The 19,032-nt window shown below is 41.4% G+C and carries 20 protein-coding genes; 6 read left to right on the plus strand and 14 right to left on the minus strand.

Annotated elements, in window-relative coordinates:
* Positions 1-2: 2 nt before the first annotated feature.
* Together QYT14_RS13875 and QYT14_RS13880 are read left to right on the plus strand one after the other, a co-directional pair.
* The gene (locus QYT14_RS13875; protein ID WP_288325719.1) at positions 3-1,025 is read left to right on the plus strand and encodes a hypothetical protein; all 1,023 of its coding nucleotides are present in this window, start codon (positions 3-5) and stop codon (positions 1,023-1,025) included.
* A 295-nt stretch (positions 1,026-1,320) separates the two neighbouring features.
* Positions 1,321-2,427 (plus strand): site-specific integrase, encoded by a 1,107-nt coding sequence (locus QYT14_RS13880; RefSeq protein WP_288325718.1) that lies wholly within the window; start codon positions 1,321-1,323, stop codon positions 2,425-2,427.
* Positions 2,428-2,569: 142 nt separating this feature from the next.
* Here the strand turns inward: QYT14_RS13880 and QYT14_RS13885 are convergent, their stop codons facing one another.
* The 3 genes from QYT14_RS13885 to QYT14_RS13895 all read right to left on the minus strand — a co-directional run bounded on the left by QYT14_RS13885 (position 2,570) and on the right by QYT14_RS13895 (position 6,791).
* Positions 2,570-3,892: a sigma-54 dependent transcriptional regulator gene (locus tag QYT14_RS13885; RefSeq protein ID WP_244058005.1), complete on the minus strand. Its 1,323-nt coding sequence runs from the start codon at positions 3,890-3,892 to the stop codon at positions 2,570-2,572.
* Positions 3,885-6,194: an ATP-binding protein gene (locus QYT14_RS13890; protein WP_288325717.1), complete on the minus strand. Its 2,310-nt coding sequence runs from the start codon at positions 6,192-6,194 to the stop codon at positions 3,885-3,887. The genes QYT14_RS13885 and QYT14_RS13890 overlap by 8 nt, the downstream gene beginning before the upstream one ends.
* Positions 6,195-6,500: 306 nt before the next feature.
* Positions 6,501-6,791: a YciI family protein gene (locus tag QYT14_RS13895; RefSeq protein WP_244058007.1), complete on the minus strand. Its 291-nt coding sequence runs from the start codon at positions 6,789-6,791 to the stop codon at positions 6,501-6,503.
* 106 nt (positions 6,792-6,897) lie between these two features.
* Between QYT14_RS13895 and QYT14_RS13900 the strand changes: the two genes are divergently transcribed.
* Positions 6,898-7,782 carry a LysR substrate-binding domain-containing protein gene (locus QYT14_RS13900; RefSeq protein WP_244058008.1) on the plus strand — a complete coding sequence of 295 codons (885 nt, stop codon included), beginning with the start codon at positions 6,898-6,900 and terminating at the stop codon, positions 7,780-7,782.
* A gap of 266 nt (positions 7,783-8,048) precedes the next feature.
* Here the strand turns inward: QYT14_RS13900 and mobA are convergent, their stop codons facing one another.
* A complete protein-coding gene (mobA, locus tag QYT14_RS13905; RefSeq protein WP_244058009.1) occupies positions 8,049-8,465 on the minus strand; it encodes a conjugal transfer protein MobA in 417 nt (138 codons plus the stop codon).
* 662 nt (positions 8,466-9,127) lie between these two features.
* Between mobA and QYT14_RS13910 the strand changes: the two genes are divergently transcribed.
* Positions 9,128-9,439, plus strand: coding sequence for a helix-turn-helix domain-containing protein (locus tag QYT14_RS13910; protein ID WP_244058132.1), 312 nt, complete (start codon positions 9,128-9,130; stop codon positions 9,437-9,439).
* Positions 9,440-9,486: 47 nt separating this feature from the next.
* Positions 9,487-9,792, plus strand: coding sequence for a helix-turn-helix domain-containing protein (locus QYT14_RS13915; protein WP_244058010.1), 306 nt, complete (start codon positions 9,487-9,489; stop codon positions 9,790-9,792).
* A gap of 207 nt (positions 9,793-9,999) precedes the next feature.
* On the opposite strand, the gene QYT14_RS13920 is transcribed toward QYT14_RS13915, so the two are convergent.
* Genes QYT14_RS13920 through QYT14_RS13930 form a run of 3 tightly spaced genes read right to left on the minus strand, consistent with a single transcriptional unit; the run spans position 10,000 to position 12,862 of the window.
* A complete protein-coding gene (locus tag QYT14_RS13920; RefSeq protein ID WP_244058012.1) occupies positions 10,000-10,374 on the minus strand; it encodes a hypothetical protein in 375 nt (124 codons plus the stop codon).
* Positions 10,375-10,399: 25 nt separating this feature from the next.
* Positions 10,400-11,611 carry a site-specific integrase gene (locus tag QYT14_RS13925; protein ID WP_244058013.1) on the minus strand — a complete coding sequence of 404 codons (1,212 nt, stop codon included), beginning with the start codon at positions 11,609-11,611 and terminating at the stop codon, positions 10,400-10,402.
* A 21-nt stretch (positions 11,612-11,632) separates the two neighbouring features.
* Positions 11,633-12,862, minus strand: coding sequence for a site-specific integrase (locus tag QYT14_RS13930; protein WP_244058014.1), 1,230 nt, complete (start codon positions 12,860-12,862; stop codon positions 11,633-11,635).
* A 149-nt stretch (positions 12,863-13,011) separates the two neighbouring features.
* Between QYT14_RS13930 and QYT14_RS13935 the strand changes: the two genes are divergently transcribed.
* Positions 13,012-13,326 (plus strand): tyrosine-type recombinase/integrase, encoded by a 315-nt coding sequence (locus QYT14_RS13935; protein ID WP_288325716.1) that lies wholly within the window; start codon positions 13,012-13,014, stop codon positions 13,324-13,326.
* Positions 13,327-13,685: 359 nt separating this feature from the next.
* Here QYT14_RS13935 and QYT14_RS13940 read toward each other — a convergent pair whose 3' ends face one another.
* The 7 genes from QYT14_RS13940 to QYT14_RS13970 all read right to left on the minus strand — a co-directional run bounded on the left by QYT14_RS13940 (position 13,686) and on the right by QYT14_RS13970 (position 19,031).
* Positions 13,686-14,522 carry a hypothetical protein gene (locus QYT14_RS13940; protein ID WP_288325715.1) on the minus strand — a complete coding sequence of 279 codons (837 nt, stop codon included), beginning with the start codon at positions 14,520-14,522 and terminating at the stop codon, positions 13,686-13,688.
* Positions 14,522-15,460, minus strand: a complete 939-nt coding sequence (locus QYT14_RS13945; protein ID WP_288325714.1) for a hypothetical protein — start codon at positions 15,458-15,460, stop codon at positions 14,522-14,524. The genes QYT14_RS13940 and QYT14_RS13945 overlap by 1 nt, the downstream gene beginning before the upstream one ends.
* A gap of 119 nt (positions 15,461-15,579) precedes the next feature.
* Complete coding sequence (locus QYT14_RS13950; RefSeq protein WP_288325713.1) at positions 15,580-15,711, minus strand: hypothetical protein; 132 nt, start codon at positions 15,709-15,711, stop codon at positions 15,580-15,582.
* Positions 15,712-15,930: 219 nt separating this feature from the next.
* Entirely contained in the window at positions 15,931-16,119 is a 189-nt protein-coding gene (locus tag QYT14_RS13955) for a hypothetical protein (RefSeq protein WP_288325712.1), read from the minus strand.
* 87 nt (positions 16,120-16,206) lie between these two features.
* The gene (locus QYT14_RS13960; protein ID WP_288325711.1) at positions 16,207-17,580 is read right to left on the minus strand and encodes a mobilization protein; all 1,374 of its coding nucleotides are present in this window, start codon (positions 17,578-17,580) and stop codon (positions 16,207-16,209) included.
* 132 nt (positions 17,581-17,712) lie between these two features.
* Positions 17,713-18,312, minus strand: a complete 600-nt coding sequence (locus QYT14_RS13965; protein WP_288325710.1) for a hypothetical protein — start codon at positions 18,310-18,312, stop codon at positions 17,713-17,715.
* Entirely contained in the window at positions 18,306-19,031 is a 726-nt protein-coding gene (locus QYT14_RS13970) for a hypothetical protein (RefSeq protein WP_288325709.1), read from the minus strand. Before QYT14_RS13970 ends, QYT14_RS13965 begins: the two co-directional genes overlap by 7 nt.
* Position 19,032: the final 1 nt, after the last annotated feature.

Genomic DNA, 19,032 nt, shown 5'->3' on the forward strand with positions numbered 1-19,032 from the left:
TGATGCAAAAGAAAGAAAAGATAGATGTCTATTTTAGAATGAACAACAGGTACTACCTTTTATTTAGTGTGATTCAAATGAAAGGAAATGGAGTTGTTGATCTTAAAATCACTGATTTTTATAATGGATTTGTGATAGAAACTCCAGATAAGTCCCATGAAGATGGATGTTTGACAGAGCAGGAGATGGATAAAGCTAATTTTATATATAACGCTGAAATATCCTATCATGCAGACGGTTCTTTTCTGCGAAAAAATAAAGATTATAGTACCCCCAAATATTATAATCCATATGGAGAGGGTGTCAGATGGACTCCAACTGATAGTATTGCAGACTTTCAGCCAATTATGAATATAGCAATTAGGCGAATGGAGATTTACAATAAAAGTATTTCAATCATTCCTGAAGACACTGCAAAACGTAAGTCACATATTTGTTTATGTGATGAATTGTTTGACTTGAAAGGAAGTTATTACCTTGTATTGTTTATTAGAAATAAGTCTTTGCCGTTCTGTTTGTGTGGCAATAGTCAGAACTATAGCAATAAAATAGCTGAGTTAAATAATGAATTAGATTTGTGTATATTTATACAGCGGCATTCTTTTCCGCATCCAAGTCCCTACTATTCTAAATATTTTAAGGGATGGATAACTCCATATGCACAGAACTCAATAAACTTCTGTAATAAAGACAGTGCTAAAGATGAAATGATGGATAAATTGGGCAAAACGATGTTTGACCCTCAGTTTTATGCTTTTCTCCAGATGTTAAATGATGGGGAGTATTATTATTTTTCTGAAAACAAATTGAAAGTTATTGATGAAATTGATCAATTTTTTCATGGCTTTGAAAATCGAAGAAGTCTTCCTAAACCATTATTTATTAGAGTAGTTTTTCAATTATTGGGAAAGGAGATTGATTCATTTAATGCGTTAGTGGCAACAGAAAAAGCCCTACTGTTGTCCCAAATTGACACCCATATCAAACAAATAATAAAGAATTCAAATAATAAAGAATTCGAATAAACCATCCAATTAGAATCCATAAAACATTGTGGAATTAAAGAAAGTTTCGTACCTTTGTAATACCCCGATGGCATAATTGGGAAGAACATTGAAATAGTGCCGTGTGCAATTCGTGAACAACGGATGGCGTGGCATTACAACAATCTGAATGCTACTTAGTTAAAGCGATAATCCGCAGCCCCAGGCGGATCACCAGAAAATCAAGCGGTTATCTAAATCAGATAATCGCTTTTTTCTTTCCATATACTACCTTTTGGCGCATTTGTGTAAACCAGTGTGTAAACCGGAAAACCGAATGAGCGAAACAATTAAGGTACTGTGTTATAAATCAAAAACTCTTAGTAATGGAGAACATCCTCTGATGTTATGCGTCTGCAAAGACCGCAAAAGAAAGTTTCAAAGCCTTGGCATATCCATAAAAGCGGAATTATGGGACTTCAAGACAAACCAGCCAAAAGCTAAATGTCCGAACCGTGAGAGAATCATTCTCATTATAAACGAGAAGATTAACGAAATACAGAAAGCCGCATTGGATAAAAGGATAGCAGGCAAAGACTTTACGGCTACTACTCTCATTGAATCCACCAATAACAATGTCAGCTGCAAAACGGTGGGCGAATACTATCTGACCTATATTCAAAACTTGCGGAAAGAGAACAGAATCAGATACGCAGGAATGTTCGAGGTCTCCTATTCGTCCTTTATAAAGTTCAACAAGCGTCTTGATATTCCATTTTCTGATATAGATGTCGCTTGGTTGAAGCGGTATGAGAAATGGATGAAAGAGCAGAATCTTTCAGTAAGCACCATAAGCACACGAATCAGACACCTGCGAGCCGTCTTTAACTTGGCGATAACAGAGCATTCTATAAAAAGCGATTGTTATCCGTTCCACTCCTACAAAGTCTCAAAGTTGAACAGGCAGACCGCTAAAAGAGCATTGACTAAGCAAGACATACTGAAAGTCATGCAGTACAAAGGGACTTCCCCTATGGAATGCCTTGCTATTGACATATTTATATTCTCTTATCTAAATGCTGGCATTAATTTTATTGACATAGCCAAATTGAAACACTCCAATATAATAGAGAACCACCTCACCTATAACAGAGAAAAGACAAAGAAACTGATAAGCATACCCCTGCAAACGGAAGCATGGGAGATAATAGCCAAATACAAGAATGTGAAATCGCCGTACCTGTTTCCTATACTCTCACCGTTCCACAAGACAGAGGTACAGGTTGCCAACAGGCTACATAAAGTCTTGGCAAAGGTAAACAAGCATCTGAAAGAGATAGGCGAAAAGTTAGAGCTACCTATACCGCTTACGACATACATAGCAAGACATAGCAAGTTTTCTTTTTTGCTAAAATTCAAGCACTTGCAAAATATTTCAGCTTAATAGGTAACGATGTGGAAACCAGCGAAATTCTGTGTTTCACCTCGTTTTGCAGTAATTCAAAAGAACGCTTTTCCTAAATGCAAAGATAATATTATTTTTTGAATAATAAACCTTTGCAGATAGTCAAATTCAACAAAATCGGCTATGGTTGCCTGAATTTATATTTAAGTCCATACTCTTCAAGTTTGCCGTATAGAGTTGTTCTGCTTATTCCCAACAGCTCGGCGGCGGCACACCGATTGCCGTTTGTCTGTTTCAACGCACGCATTATCCGCTCCTTATCCTCCGCGTCATTACGCAGGGCGAAGCTGACGGGTGAGGTCGGCTTCGGCACGGCAAGTTCAAGATGTTCTTTCGTGATAACTCCTTCATGAGCCTGCAACACGGCTCCCATGATTTTCTGCCGAAGCTCCCGCACGTTGCCCGGCCATGCGTGGGTCAGCAACGCTTTTCGGGCTTCGGGACAGAAGCCACTTACACTGCACTCCAGTTCCTTGTTGGCTACCTCACGGAAAAACTCCGCCAGCGGCATGATGTCCTCCTGACAGTCACGCAACGGCGGAACGGTTATCTCGAAATCACGCAAGCGGTAGAGTAAATCCTGCCGGAAACGCTTTTCGCTCACTGCCGCCTCCAGATCCTCGTTGGTGGCGGCGATGATGCGGACATTGAAACTTCTGTCAGATTTGTCACCGACAGGGCGATAACGCCTTTCCTGTATGGCACGGAGCAACATCTGCTGGGTTTCCAACGCAAGGTTGCCCACTTCATCTAAAAATAGCGTACCTCCTTCCGCCTCGTGGAAGTATCCTTTCTTGGTGCTATCTGCACCTGTAAACGCTCCTTTGACGTGTCCGAAGAAAGCCGATGGCGCAAGTTCTCTGGAGAGTGACCCGCAGTCCACCGCCACGAATGGTTTGCCAGCCCGTTTGCTTTTTTCGTGCAGGTGGTGGGCGATATGCTCCTTGCCCGTGCCGTTCTCCCCGAATATCATCACGCTCATGTCGGTGGCGGCTACCAGCCTTATCCGATGCATGATTTTCTGAAAGGCGGAACCTTCACGGGCGAATACGGGCATCCGGCTGTGTCCAGACTGACGCTCCTTTTGTATGGAGCGGACAAGGGGTACGAGTTTGTCCTCAATCAGTTTTTTAGGTATATAGTCTATCGAACCGAGTTTCATGCTTTCCACGGCGGTATGCACTTCGGCGTAGTCGGTCATGATGATGAACGGCTGCATCCTGCCCTCCTTGCGCATCCAGCGCAACAGGTCTATTCCATTGCCATCGGGCAAACGTAGATCCGAAACAACTATATCATCATCCGTCGCCTGTTGCAGATGTTTCTTCGCTGTCGAGAGGTGGTAAGCCTGTACGGTATCGTATCCTTCCCGTGCCAGCATATTGCAGATATACTCGCAATACACGATGTTGTCTTCCACAACGATTATTCTTGTCTTATCCATTTTCGTATTTTCTCCTTTCTTCTTTTGCTTGTTGAACTATCTCCGCACCTCTATCAAGCACAGAATTAACCGCTTGCTGAATGGTGTTATCATCTGGCGTTACCCCATTGTGAAGCACTCTATAAAGCACCCTTAACGGTTGGTCGGCGCGAAGTATCTCCCACGAACTGCGCAGATGGTGTGTCAGGGCATCCAGTTTTTGCAGGTCTTTCTCTTTTGCTGCATCACGAACCGCCTGCATTTCTTTCTCGGTTTCCGTTATCAACTTTTCCAACATGATGGCTTCATTGCCGTAGGATAATAAAGCAGAAAAATCAATCTTTTCATTGGGAGTTGTTTTTATGGCGCATCTGTCGGAAACCTCCATCAGTTCCAATATGGAAAACGGCTTGAACAGGCATCCGGCAAAGCCACGTTCCAAAAGTTCTTCCGCATCGCAACTGCCCGAAGCGGTTGCCACAACCACGGGGATTGTCTGTGAATTGCCTATGTTGGACGAGCGCAAAAGTTCCAGCAACTCGAAACCGTTTATACCGGGCATATTCAAATCCGTCAGCAACAAGTTGTATTCTTTCCGGCGTATCATTTCCATCAGTTCCGCCGCATCGGTGCAGGTATCGCAGTGTATTCCCTCCTGTGCGTACATCTCTTTCAGCATCAGGAGCAGCACCTTGTCATTGTCGATGGCGGCAATATTGAGGTTTCTATCCTTTTGGCGAATATAGGTTTGTATTGATTGGTCTTGAACTTCCTCGGCAATCTGCATAGGAATTTTCACCGTGAAACGGCTTCCTTTCCATTTCTCGCTTTCCAGTCGTATTGTTCCGTGGAGCATTGTCACGATGTTATGCACGATGGCAAGCCCAAGTCCGAAGCCGTCTTTTGCGGCGGCATTTGAAAGGCGTTCAAACGCACCGAACACTTGTTGCTGTTCCTCTTTTGTCATGCCCGTACCCGTATCCTCAACGACAAGGGTCAAAATTCCGTTATTGTAGTCTGTTGCAAGTGATACACCACCTTCCTCCGTGAACTTAATAGCGTTTGACAGCAGGTTGTTCCCAATTTGGATTATCCGCTCCTTGTCGGTCAGTACAACAGCATCGCTTACATTTCTCACGGTCAAGGAAAGTCCTTTGTTCAGGGCTATAGGCATAAACTCCGTTTCAAGGGTATGTGTGATTGCTGAAATGCGGCAGGGTAACAGTTTAGGCTGTTCCTTGCCGTTGTCCAAACGGAAGAAGTCAAGCAGTGTGTTGAGCATATTCCGCATACGCCCGGATGATTGCTGTATGCTTTGGATGTATTGTCCGTTATTACCACTATTGCACTCTTTCTGCAACAGCTCGGTATAACCTGTTATTGCCGTCAGCGGTGTACGCAATTCATGGGTGATTGTATGTACCGCTTTCTTTCTTGAAGCTATCAATGCCTCGTTCCATTGTACGGATTGTTCCAATTGCCATATCAAATCCGTTGTCTTTCGTTTGTATCGTTTGATTCTCTTTGCATCACGATATATGATGATGTAGGAAATTAACAACAGCAAAAGAACAAATCCCATCAGACCGCCTACTTGCATGAATGACTTTTCACGCATAGCGATTATTTCGTCTTCCCGTCCTTGCAGGTCGGCTTGTACCTTGTTTTCTATTTGACAGATTAGCCCCTTCAACTGCCTGTTAAAATCTGCATTGCGGGCTGCAAGACTGTCGGCTTGTTCCGACAATCTGCGGCTTTGCTCTTTCTGTTCGCTGACCATGCTTCTATTGGGTGAACGAAGCGTCGTCGTTGTTGTCGTTGGCTTCGTTTCCTCTTTTTTGCCGAAGATGCCCAAGAAACCTTTACGCTTGGGTTTCTTGGGCTGTTCCTGCACAATCTTCTGCACAATAACCGGTGCTTGACTGGCTATCTTCCTGTTGATGGATTGTTGCTCATCTATTAACCGGACTATCTGGAACATCTGTCGTTCCTTATCCTCTAAAAGATAGCGTACACTATCAACACGCTCAATTGGATAAGTTACATTGAAACCGCATAATATGCTGTCCAATGCTATACGTTGGGCATGATAATTCTCCAAATCCGTTTCATTCCAATCCAATACAGTTTCTCCTAACAAAGAAAACTCTATCAACCGGATATGAATACTGTTCACCTCTTTCCTGAACTCATCTATCTGTTGATTGCCAACCTCCAATGCTTCCACCTCCTGCCATTCATTATGCCAAGTGTAAGCTATTCCACCTATTAGCAATGCTATTAACAGATAACCAGATGTAACTATTTTCCAATGATATTTCATTACTGTGTATTTCCAACTTCTGCTCTATCTAAATGTCGAAGATAACCAATTGGGTAAAACCAATATTGATAAGTTGAATCAAAAAATAGTATTACCATATTTACTATCCGTTCTTTATTCGATTATAATTAACAAGCAATACCTCCATCTTACATAGTTACAAGTACCGAATGGAGGATAACAATTCCTATTAAAATAACGCTACAATGTTTAACTTGTCAAAAATAGTAACAGTGCATAATTTTAGTTGATAAGGGATATATGTATATTATACATATTGATTCTAATTTCGTAAATACTGGAAAATTATAAGGTTAAGATAGAAGAAAACTCTTCTATACATTTACTTACTTCAAACTCTATGATTTGATATTTTGCTATTTGATGAATGAAAAACGGATCTTGTGAAATGATATTTTCGACATCTTGTTTATTAGATGCTTTGCACAAAATTACGCCACCTATTCTAGGATTTTGTCTGCCAGAAGCAATAAAATCTCCTGTCTCATAAAATTTATCCAAATATTCTTTGTGAACATCTAGATATTTATCAACCTTATTTAGTGCTTTCTTATAAGTAAGTATCAATATAAACATAACTTAAATTTTATAAATGAAACATTTTATTTATATTCTCTTGAATGTTCCGCAAAATTATAATACCTTTGATATAAAATTAAACCTAAAATAATACTTTATAGGTATGAATAGCAATAATCTATTATATTTTAGCGTGTTAGCAAAAGAGTTGCACTTTGGAAAAGCTGCACAAAAGTTACATATAACTCAACCGCCGCTAAGTAGAGCCATAAAACAATTGGAAGAGGAGCTGGGAGTAAGTTTACTTGAACGTAATCAACGTACTGTTACACTGACTACTGCAGGAGAATATCTAAAAAGGAAAGCTGATTTAATTTTACAAAATATAACGGCAGCAGAAAAAGAAGTAAAACGAATAGCAAAAGGAGAAATCGGAGACTTGCGTATTACTTATGTAGGCTCAGTACTACATTCCATATTACCACCGTTGAGAAGTTTTACTCGCTTATATCCAAATGTACATTTACATCTATCGCAATATACTGTATATGACCAACTCAAAATGCTAAAAAATGAAGATACTGATATTGCTTTCCTACGTACTCCAATACATGCAAAAGGATTACATTTACGTGAAATTTATACTGAAAATTTTGTTCTAGTTACCTCAAAGACACAGCCAATTATATCCCTAAATGAGAATAAAGCATTGTTTTTGTTGTCAAAACTTCCTTTCATTTTCTTTCCTCAATATTTGGCAAGTGGGTTATATGAGCAGATAATAACAATTTGCAATACAATTGGATTTTCTCCTCTTATTGCACATGAAGTATCTGAATTAGATTGCATTGTGCGTATGGTCGAAGATGATATGGGAATAGCAATATTACCTAAATCGGCTTTATTGGGAGTAGAAAATAGGGTTCGTTTATATGAATTGGACTTTATAAAAGTACATTCAACCATATCTATATGTCATCGTTGTGAATACACCAATCCTGTTCTTCAATCATTTATTAATTTTATAGTACAAAATAAATCTCACTGAGGTCGTAGTTGATTAATCTTGAAAAGACAGAGTATGCATAACCATACCCTGTCTTTCAAATTAGAGTTTCACACCACTACTCACAATTATAGAGTTTTCAGACATACATCGGCTTTACAACATAGACGTGATTACGAATAAATTTCTTTGATTTGTTGTTTTGGCAATTTTCGGCATTCATTTCCTTTTTTCATTATTATCTATTTGTCCGATTTCCAGCACTACGTCCACTTATCAATAATTCATTGAGGATGGAATTGCAGGCTCTATCTTTGTTGCCACTTAGCCTCCATCTCCCTCGAAAGTTCCACAATCTCCCGGCTCAGCTTCACAAGGTCGATGGTGCACTTCTCCAGCTTGTAGAGCAACGCCATCGCCTTCTTCTCCGAAAAGTGGATGCGCAACTCTTTCACAACCTGATTGTAGTTCGTGCCTATGCAGCGGAACTGGGCGTGGAAGTCCGACAGTTTGGTGTAATAGTCCACCAGCGTCTTGTCCACCTTCAGCACCTTGAACTTCTGTCCGAAGAAGTGCGCCTTGAGAAAGACGGCTTTCGCGTACACGTTAGATTCCTCGTACATCGTCAGGAACCTGTTCCATTCCACATCATCGAAGCGCACCATCACGCAGTGCGTCTTCGGGTTCAATTTGGGATTTCTCCCGTACTTGCTCTTCTTTTTCATTCTTCTTATTCTTTCAATTTTATGGCTTGTCCATTGCTTAATCTTTGATTAATGAACCCCGAAATTATCCGACTGCGGAGGATAATTCTGCCCACGGCGGTGAAGGCATTTTCAGTTACTTAGAATTATTCGGGTAACTGAAAATATATCTTGCTGTGTCTTTGAAGACACAAAAATCCTCCGTCTGTCGGATTGAGGGATACCTTTCAGGACTCCGGCTGCGCCGCCATCAACGCCTCCTATTGTCTGGGAGTAAAGTTAAATCATTAATACAGTATTGAACAGGCACTTAACCCAGTCAATGAGTGCCAATCTGCGCAACGTACTGCCACTTGCCGGAGAAGTTATACAAGTTCCAATACATCGTTGTTTATTTGCAGCATAATTCAAAAAACTAACGATTTAAAGATATGAGAAACGGAATATTAAAATACCCCGAAAACTGCTTCATCGGACACTTGCCGAAGCGGATACCCGAACCGTCGGAAACCCGGTTATCCGACAATTCGGTGACGTATAGATTCAATGACTTCATGACGCAATGTCGTCATTCATTGCTTATCTGTAACATTGATTCGGCACTGAACCTTATAGGAGGTAATCTGCCTATATGTGTAATTATGGAAACGAAAAATCATCAATCATTAAAAAAGAAAGACTATATGGAAATCGTATCAATCGAGAGAAAGACCTTCGAGGAACTGGTCGCCAAGTTCGACCGCTTTGTCAGCCGGATGGATGCCATCTGCCATCGGCACGGCGAAAAGAAAATGAGCGAGTGGATGGACAATCAGGACGTGTGCCGGATGCTCAACATCAGCCCACGCACGTTGCAGACGCTTCGGGACAACGGAACTTTGGCATACAGCCAAATCAACCACAAGACCTATTACCGTCCCGAAGACGTGCAGCGTATCATCTCCATTGTGGAGGACAGGCGAAAGGAAGCAAAGTTCAGAGGAAAAACAATCTGAGAACTAAGTAGAGTGATAACAATAATACCCACTAAATCCAGAGTAATATGAACAAACTGATTAACAAAGACAACGAGTGGATAATCCACTTCATAGGCAGCCTCGACCGCCTGCTGGACAACGTTGAGCATCTGACCGCCAACTACCGCCCGACACTGAACGGGGAGCGTTTCTTCACAGACAAGGAGGTGTCGGCACGGTTGAAGGTGAGTCGCCGGACGCTTCAGGACTACCGTAACGAGGGGCGTATAGCCTACATTCAGTTGGGCGGTAAAATCCTCTATCGTGAATCCGACATCGAAAGGATGCTGGCTGACAGCTACCGCTCTGCTTACCAACTGACGGCAACCTGATTTCCCGTCAGTCGCTTGTTTCCGTTGCCGGATGCCTTTCAAGCGTGTGGCTGGCAGTGGCAAGATTTTCGGGCGGAATACGCTCAACCCCGTTTGAGGAAGATTCTGCCCGAAACGGCTTTTGCCGCTCGACCTTGCCAATGCCGTCAAAGCCACACGCTACCTTTGCATACGAGCATCGGGAACGGGTGGCTGACGGGATGAACCTCAACTATACCATAGGTTGCCGCCCTTGCCATAGGAAACAAACAATGTGACCGGGCTTCCTTTCTTGGTGGTGCAGATTTCATTTATTACGAACCGTCTGAACAAAAGGGTCCCTTTGCTACATATTTTGAAAGCGATGGCTATAATCATTTCAAGGTCATACACATCATAGCTGATGCCGTCAAGCTGCTTGATGTATTTCATCGTATCAGCCTCGCTTAACTCCTTGTTTTTGTAGATTGCCCGTATCGCCTTACGGATGTCGCACGAGAATACCCCGAACAGGTCGGCTATCTCAAACTTGGTCATCCACACGGGAGCGGTTGGGATTGTAATTGCGCCTGTTTCACTGATTGTTATTATTCCTCTGTTCATAATTCCCTTATCTTATGATGATTATTTATGATTTTTTCTTTTCGCCAGCCGATATTATCTTTCTTCGTTCCATCAGTTTGTCCATATCTTCCGAGATTTTATCGTCAGTAACTCTGGCATAGCCTTGTGTCGTTCGGATATTCGTATGCCCCATCATCTTGCTGATACTCTCTATCGGCACACCTGCTGATAACGTCAAAGTTCCGAACGAATGGCGGCTCGCATGGTAGCTGAGGTTTTCTTTGACGCCTGCCACAATGCCAATTTCGTGGATGCAGTACCACAGCATATCACGTTTAGGCAAAGGGAATATCGGACTGTTATCATCAGTAGTATTATACAGTGATAAAATTTGCTCTGCCACTGGGTGGAGTGGTATAAAGGACTCTACGTCTGTCTTTTTCCTGTTGATACGGATGAAACGTCTTCCGTCCGCTGTCATTCCGATATGTGAGGGATAAAGCCTTTTCACATCGACATACGATAACCCGGAAAAACAGGAAAAGATGAACGCCCTTCGTGTAAGTTCCTGCAACCTTTCCGGCATGGGCTGTTCCATAATCCGTTGCAGTTCGGCTCTGCTTATGTGTCTTAGCTTGTAGTCTGGCTTCTTTTCATAAGGGACATCCGAAAGCGGATTGAAACGGATAACTTCTCTGTCAACGGCAATATAGATAAGCCTGTTCAGCCATGTAAGGCAGTGGTTGATATGTCCGGCTCCGCAACCTTTGGCTTTCAGGTATAGTTTATAGTCCCAGCCGAAATCTTCGGTGATATCCTCGAAAGCGATGTCACGCCTGTTCAATGACAGGAGGTATTCGTGAAGGTATGCCTGTGAGGATCTGGACTGGCGATAGGAAGAAGTGGAGTTTATCACTTCGGAGCGTATTCTGAGCCTTTCCTGTTCTTCCTCTCCGGTTTTAAGCAGTGTGACCGGTATGTCTGCTACACGGGTGATTTCATTCTTCAGTATCTCCGCTGTAACCATTCCGGTTTCCTTCAGCAGATTGGCATAGAATGTTTCTATCTTGGTGCGCAATTCTCCAAGAAGGTTGTTTGTCCTTATATTTTTCACCTCTCCTGTCTTGGCTTTCCAATCTTCGGGGATGCAATAATAGCCTGTTGAAAACACGCTGTTTTTGCCGTCAACCGTGATACGGCACATAATGGCGGTGGTTCCGTCAGCTTTGACCTTGCTGCGGTTAATGTAGTATAGTATTGAAAATGTACTTCGCATAATTATCTTGTTTTAATGTGATTAAAGGATGAGTTTCAGATCCTTTGTCGCCTCGATGTATTTGTCCATATCCTCAAAGAGTTTCTTCGGGGTCACACGGGCATATACTTGGGTAGTCCTTATATCTGCGTGTCCCAGCATCTTGCTGACTGTCTCTATAGGAACACCGTTTTCGAGTGTCATCAGGGTCGAGAACGAGTGCCGTCCCATATGGTAGGATAACCGCCCTTTGATTCCGACTTTCATCTTGATGCTTGTCAGACACCATTTCAGGGCTTGATAAGGAATGACGGGGAACAGGGTGGCTCGCGTATCGTCACGGTATTTCTCTATGAGGGCTATTGCCTCAGGCAACAGTTTAACCCGGCTTAACTGCCCGTTCTTGCCCCTGCGGTATTTCAGCCATAAAGCCCCGTTATCATCCTTTGAGAGGTTGTCGGAAGTGATGGCGACCACATCCACATAAGAGGTTCCGGCATAACAGGCGAAAAGGAACAAGTCCCTGACTATGGAATGTTCCGGGCGGCATCCGGTAAGCTCGATGTCCCGTATCTTCTCAAAATCTTCCCTGCACAACGCTCTCGGCGGTGTCTCTTTCTGTTTGGGTAATTTGTAATGTTCAAAATACAACTTGTCCGAGTATCCTTCCTTGAATGCGATACGGCAAATCTTTTTCAGGATAGCCAGATAGTGGCGTACCGTCTGGACTCCCAATCCTCTTTCAATGACGATATACTCCTGAAATTCCCGTATGAACAGTTCGTTGAGCTGGCAGAAGGCAAGGTCGGACACCTTGAACTTGCTTTTGACGAAATCAGCAAGACGGCTACGGGTATAAAGATAGTTCGGGAGTGTGCGGTGGGACACGTCTATTCCCACACGCGCCCTGATTTCCTCGATATGCCTGTCAAAGAGTTTGAACAAGGTCATCTGGGTGTCCATACTGCCTTGAAACGTATCCTTGACCGCCATAGCATCAAACTCCTGCTTACGTTCCAGCAAAGCATCAAATGCCGAATTGACGGCAAGCAACAGTTTTTCAATTTTGGCATTGGTTTCCACCGCCTCCTTGCTCTTGCCGTTCAGACGGCTTTCACGGGGATTCCACAGTTCGGGAGGGCATGACAGCTTACAACTGAATTGCGCCATCGTGCGGTTCACCGTGATGCGTCCCATGATGGGAGCCTTGCCCGACTTGTCCAGTCCGCTCTTTTTGAGGTAGAGCAGCACCTTGAATTTTTCTACTTTCATACGCTTATATTTTAAGTGCAAATTTACTTGCCATATAAGCGTCCCTTGATACGCAAAACACTGTGTATTAACGCAAACAAAACGGTGAGGATTTCTTTTCATCGCTTGCCGTTACCTATTCCCGTTTCGGTAACTGCCCGACTAACGATTTGGTAACTGAACAACCTCAATATTCTGTTGTAGTTTGCATTTTCTCAACTTCGCAAAATGCCGAAATATCGCTTATTCCTAACGGTTTACATTTTATCTTTACCTATCCACAGTCGCTTGCTTTGGCTATTCTGTTGCACACGGCCCGCCACAGCTTTGCCTGCACAGTGGCACTCAGACAAGGTATTCCCAAAGAGGTATTGCAAATCATGATGGGGCATACTTCTATCAAAACCACTGAAATCTATGCGAAGCTGCCCATGCAAGTGGTTTCGCAGCAACTGGATAAAAAGTTATTCCTTACGTGGAAGTAATGGAATTAGTACAAAAGGGGATTCATGTAAGATTGTAATCGTGTATAGGTATAAGAATAAAAGCTATGTATCAAATTATCAACTATTTAATTTTTATTTCCCTCTACATATACATATATTAAATCATTATTGGAGCTAAAACATGATAAAAACCTATCTTTGAAAAGAAGTAACAAATTAGCCCCCCTATAATGATATCCCTATGGGGGACTGATTTGTTACTAAGAATTCATATTGACGGTTCAAATTTAGTCCGTATAAAAGAGACTATAAAAACATAAAAGCGGATATAAGTAGATTGATTATTGATACTATCCCCAATATCCAACACCATAAATTTAGTGTAGAAGTCTTTTTTTCTAACATTTTTTTTCTTCGTATAGCCTTTTCTCTGAATCTATACGAACTTTATCCACAAGCGATTCTGTATAAACCATCGCATCAGAAGCAGAACCTATTTTATCGTAAGTGTTATTTGTTCGTTCAATTTCTTCATTAATTTTGATGTTATAATATAATTTCATTTCATGCAGAAATTCAAATTTTGCAGAGTTGGTTTGTGTATTTATCTGTTTGAGTAAAAGATCATGGCTTTCTTGCATTTTTGTGATTAGTCCTGTTAAACTTAATTCATTTGATTGGGCATTTTCTGTTCCTTTTATAGATAGAATTTCTTTCTCTAATAACTTACATCTATTTGAAAGCTTTTCTACCTTATTAAATAAATCTTCTTGGGCTTTCAACTGTTGCACAACACCTAATAAGGATTCTTTAGCCCTTTGGCTTATTTTATGTTTAGAAGCGTCCTTCAAACCGGATGTGATTGTGTCTATGACCACCCTTGTAGTAGCAATATTTGCGACACCTAATCCAAAAAGATATTTTGTTGCATCTGTAATATTTGTTAAATTGTCAAACATTACTTTTTGAGCGTCTGCTATATTTTGAATACCAACAGCCAACTCGAGACCAGAATTTTGTAGAGCTTCAATCGCTTCTTTCTTGTCTTTACCGGTTAAACTCCAACCTGCACTTTTTTTACTTGCAGCGTCAGCACTATCCTTAGCATTTCTAGCTGCTTCTAAAGCTTTTTCTACATTTTCAGCTGATTGGCTTATTGTTTCGATTTTTGAAAGAACAGTAGGAGCTAAATTTGCAGGAACCAACTGAATATTGTTATTTATATTATTATCCATTAGTTGAGTATATCTTTAATTTCGTCTATTAGGTCAGGATTATTTTTTTCGATGTTTTCTTCATTATTTGATATAGAATTCAAGTCCTCAGATATAGAATCCCAAGAAGTTGTAAAATATGATATAGATTGTTTAGCAATTGCAGTTGTTTCCTGTACGGCTATACTTGCGTCTTTTGCAGATATCCACATATCAGCATTTTTATACATCATCTTGGCATTGTAAAGCTCTATTTGCTGCTGGTATAACAATTGTCGTTCTCGGTCTTTTTTTTGTTTTTTAAATTCCATTTTAGTGTCTGTCCAAACAGCAATAGCAAAACGTCCAATGCCTACAAAATTTATATGCAATATAAAATTAGAAGCAAATACTGCTGGTTCACCTCCAGATTTCATACCTGAGCGAATAGCTGCATCTGCCATATCAACTGCCATAAAAGTACCTGATGCTATTGTTAGCATTCTATTGATTGTGCGATTATTAACCGGTATAACATTTTTCCAATTAACATCTGCCCATTTTTCACATTTTTGTTTTTCAATGATTAGTCTACGTACAAAATAGAAAGTTCTGACAATAATCTCATTCAGAATAATAGGAATTGCCTGTTTTCCAAGATATTCAACGACTGCAACCTCTGCTCTCATATCAAACTTGTCTTTTGAATAAATATCACTGACAATTCCTGATAAAGAAGTCATATTTAATGGGGGAATAGAAGCTATTTCTTTCAACAAAGAAAGAAATAAACCAGGCACCCCCATTCCTTCTCCAGCAGTATTCTTGGAGCCTGCCATATCGCTTGCTAAATGCCCGAACCAATTATAAGCAATTAGCACAACCTCAATTACCGCAGGAGATGCAGCTAATGCAAGAACCAATTTCTTTATTGGTTTTGGTAATTTGCTGTAATTATCTGAATTTTTAGATTTTGCCAAATGAATGAGCCACAATAATATACCCGAGATTATGATGGGAAGCCAAATTTTAAGCCATTGTTTAGGACTTGTATCTATTGTTTGGAAATGCCAATTTCCCTTTTTGTCTACAAATATACCTAGCCGCAGAAAAGATACAATAATTGCTGCAAGTAACCCAATAGGAGTAGGGTGATGCGCAATATCTTCAAGATGATGAAGTCTGGAACTGCTAATTCCAGTTGCTTTCCAAATGTTATCTTGATCAACATGGAATTTGCCTTCTAAAAAACTAATAGCACCTTTTAATCGCCCATCGCCACTATAACCATTCTTTTTTGCATAAGCTTCGATAAACTTATTTATATGTTTATGGCTGTCAGCTTTAAATTCCGCAAAATTAAACTCTCCAACAAAAAAAGAATCAATAAGAGCACATAAAACTCCACTACTAACCGCAACAAGATTATCAAATCCGTCTGTATGATTTGTTAGTTTGTCAATATCCTTATTGATTTATCAATCAAATTTTGCACATTAGAAATTCGACTATTGATATCAGAGAGACTTTCTTCAATTATAGCCCGTTGGTTACTTAATTTTTCATCAATAAGAGAAACTACAGAATATTCCACCTGCGTTTCGTCACTATCTAATTTAAAATTGATAAGATCTTTCATTTATAGTATACATTTTGAAATATGTTACAGTATATTTATTGCAAAATTAATCATTTAATTGGATTGTTGAATCTTGTATAACTAAAATTACAGCTTGAATCCTCTACTTTTCCTCGATTCTTTTGCTTTATTGCGTAAAACTTGCTGTAATCTCTCCATTTGCTCTTTGAACCATTCACCTATCGGCTGCTTGTTTATGGTCAATACAAGTTTGTCTTCATCGGTCGGATTCCTCTCCACCTTGAAGATGCCATTTCTGACTTCAAACATTCTCCTATGTCCCTCGGAATAAACATTTCCATTGCAGTGGATGGCTTCTTTCTTTACCAAAAGGCAATCCACCGTATCCTTGTTTAGCCCAATGGTTGTGCATAGTTTTTCCATACTCAATATTTCTTTGAACATAGGAAACCATTTGAATGCCTTTTCAAGCAGAGTATTCAGTCGTGATATTTCCTGGTCTTTGGCTTCGAGTTCTTGGCTGTGTATTCTATGATGATTGTGTATCTGCTTGTTATGGAGTTCTTGCATCCGTTGGATTTGAATGTTTAGTTTATCAATACTTTTGTCACGAGTAGCTATCTCCTGATACAACTCTTTAATGCTATGTTCCAGCTCTTTCAATTTTCCACTTCCGAAAAGAGAACCAACACCGCTTGCTATAGCAGTAGCAACATTAGTGGCGGCGCTTTTGAGTCTATCGGTGCGTATTTCAGATTTTATCTGTTTGAGTTCCAGCTTGGCAAGTTTTACTTGATATTCCTTATCCTGCTTGGCAGCGTCTATGCGTTGCAATTCGGATTTCTGTTTCGCTATAATGAAGTCGTTTCGTTCCAAATGTTCCTTGCTTGTCTGCCTTTTCGAGATTCCCCTCTGCATTTCCAAACACTCAGCCAAAACGGTCTGCATTTCGCACATGGCTTTCTCGTTCAGTTTGCATGACTTGCCTGTTTCGTGGTCCATCCAGTCCCAAACGATATGCGCATGAAGATTGGGCTTCCAAGTGGCAATGTCTTGGGGATTGCTGTAATGCCCCTCATCACGGTGGATAAACACTTGCAGGGGTGTGATACCCCAGCGTTCCTTGCACACCTCACAAAAATGTCGCAACTGTTCCATAGTGGTGTCTTCCTTGATTACCACTACACCCTCTTTGAGCGGAGTGCTGCCACGGACAACGGTCACCTTTCCGGTCTTCTTGTTCACTCGCTCACGGTCTTTGGTCTGCATCGCCCGACCTGTCTTTTCCTTGACCATCGCAGCTATCTGATTGTAGCGTTCTTTGAGCGATGTGCTGCCCAAATCAGATGCTACCCACATTTCGTTGTTCGCCATCAGGTCGGTGCGTATGTATAGCCTTTCCTTGTTGATACGGGCAAGATATTCTGCTTTCCGCCTGTTGTGTTCTTCGCTGCTGCCGATGTTGCAAGGCTTGATATTGATGGATGTCTTCTGTGTCATAAGCTTACTTTATTCGGGTTTCACAATGGGTTCTTAGGGCAGAGCCATAAGCCCCTCGGGAGAGCCCACAACTACTTCAAGCGAAGCGTGTAGTTATAGTAGGCTATAACAGAGCAGGCTTTCTGTTCATGCCTACCGTAAGTCCTCACCTGCAAATACCACCAGCCGGGTAGTTGCTTTCAACCGGGAAAGGGTACGTTCTCCATATTTCTCCGCCAGTTGTTCCTTGGTGCAATTGGTATTCGTGATAAGGAATTTGCCCTTGCGCTCGCAATCGTCCACGAAATCAGGGAACACATTGAAATGGTTGCCATACTCTTGGTACGGTTCTTCTCGCCCTATATCATCAATAACAAGCAGTTGCTTCTGCATCACTTCGCTATAATGGTGATTCATCTCACGTGCCAGACAAATGGTGAATATCCTACGGAAATAATGTTGCATAATGCAGGGAAGAATCTGTAAGCAGATAGTAGTCTTTCCCCTGCCACAATTGCCCATACAGAACAAGCCGAGACCTTTATTGTCGGTCAGCCAATCTGCCACTTCATCGTATTCGGATTGCCACCAGTAGCTATCCCCCAAGAAATATTTCAGTCCTGCATCCAACACCTCTTTAGCGTTAAGCAAACGGATATGCAACCGTTGGGGATACAGGTTTATCTTCCGTTCTGCAAAATTGCGTACGGCTGCGCTGTAATCTATCATGTCGTTTGAATTTGTATTTACCATCCTGATATGTTTTTGAATTTATCCGGGCTGTTGTCCGTCAACTTAACTCCTACTCTTTGAGAAGACAAAGATTCCTGCCTGTTGCCTTTGTTGTTTTCTTTTTTCAGCAGCCAATTCACAAAATGTTTTTGCGCATCGGTCACAGACTTGGATTTCGTTCCGTTGGTTTGCAGGAAAAGAAAGAACTCTTCCACTTTCTCCCTTATGTTTGCTGCATCCATTTTCAGCCCCAGTCTGCCCAAATACTCCTCTACATGATTCAACCACCCCTTGTCACCGCACAAGATATTTTGCAAACTATCCAAAGGCAAGAGTTTTCCCTTAGGAATAATAGATATATTGTCTTTTGTCTTATATGTCTTTATAATAGTTCCATCTTGTGTCACGTTTGGTGTTCCGTCCTGTGTTCCATTTTGTACGATTCGCTCGTCAGGCTTTATCAATAAAGTATAACCGGGAACAGCGGATTCATTCTTTCCCTCTTGGTAAGTGATGAGTCCGCGCTCCTGCAAACTTTCCCGTAATCGGCAAAGGGTTTGACGGCTTATGCCGAGGTTGTTGGTGATTCTTAGGGTGCTGCATCCGAATGGATTGCGCCAATACAGACGGTTACACTCTTCCAAAAGGAAGAAGTACAGTTGCGTTTCTCTTGCCGAAAACATCCGTACTTCGTTTTCCTTCCAAAAATGTTTCAGATACTCAAAGGCTCTTGCTTCCATA

It is taken from the genome of uncultured Phocaeicola sp., assembly GCF_948499155.1.
Lineage (GTDB): Bacteria > Bacteroidota > Bacteroidia > Bacteroidales > Bacteroidaceae > Phocaeicola > Phocaeicola faecalis.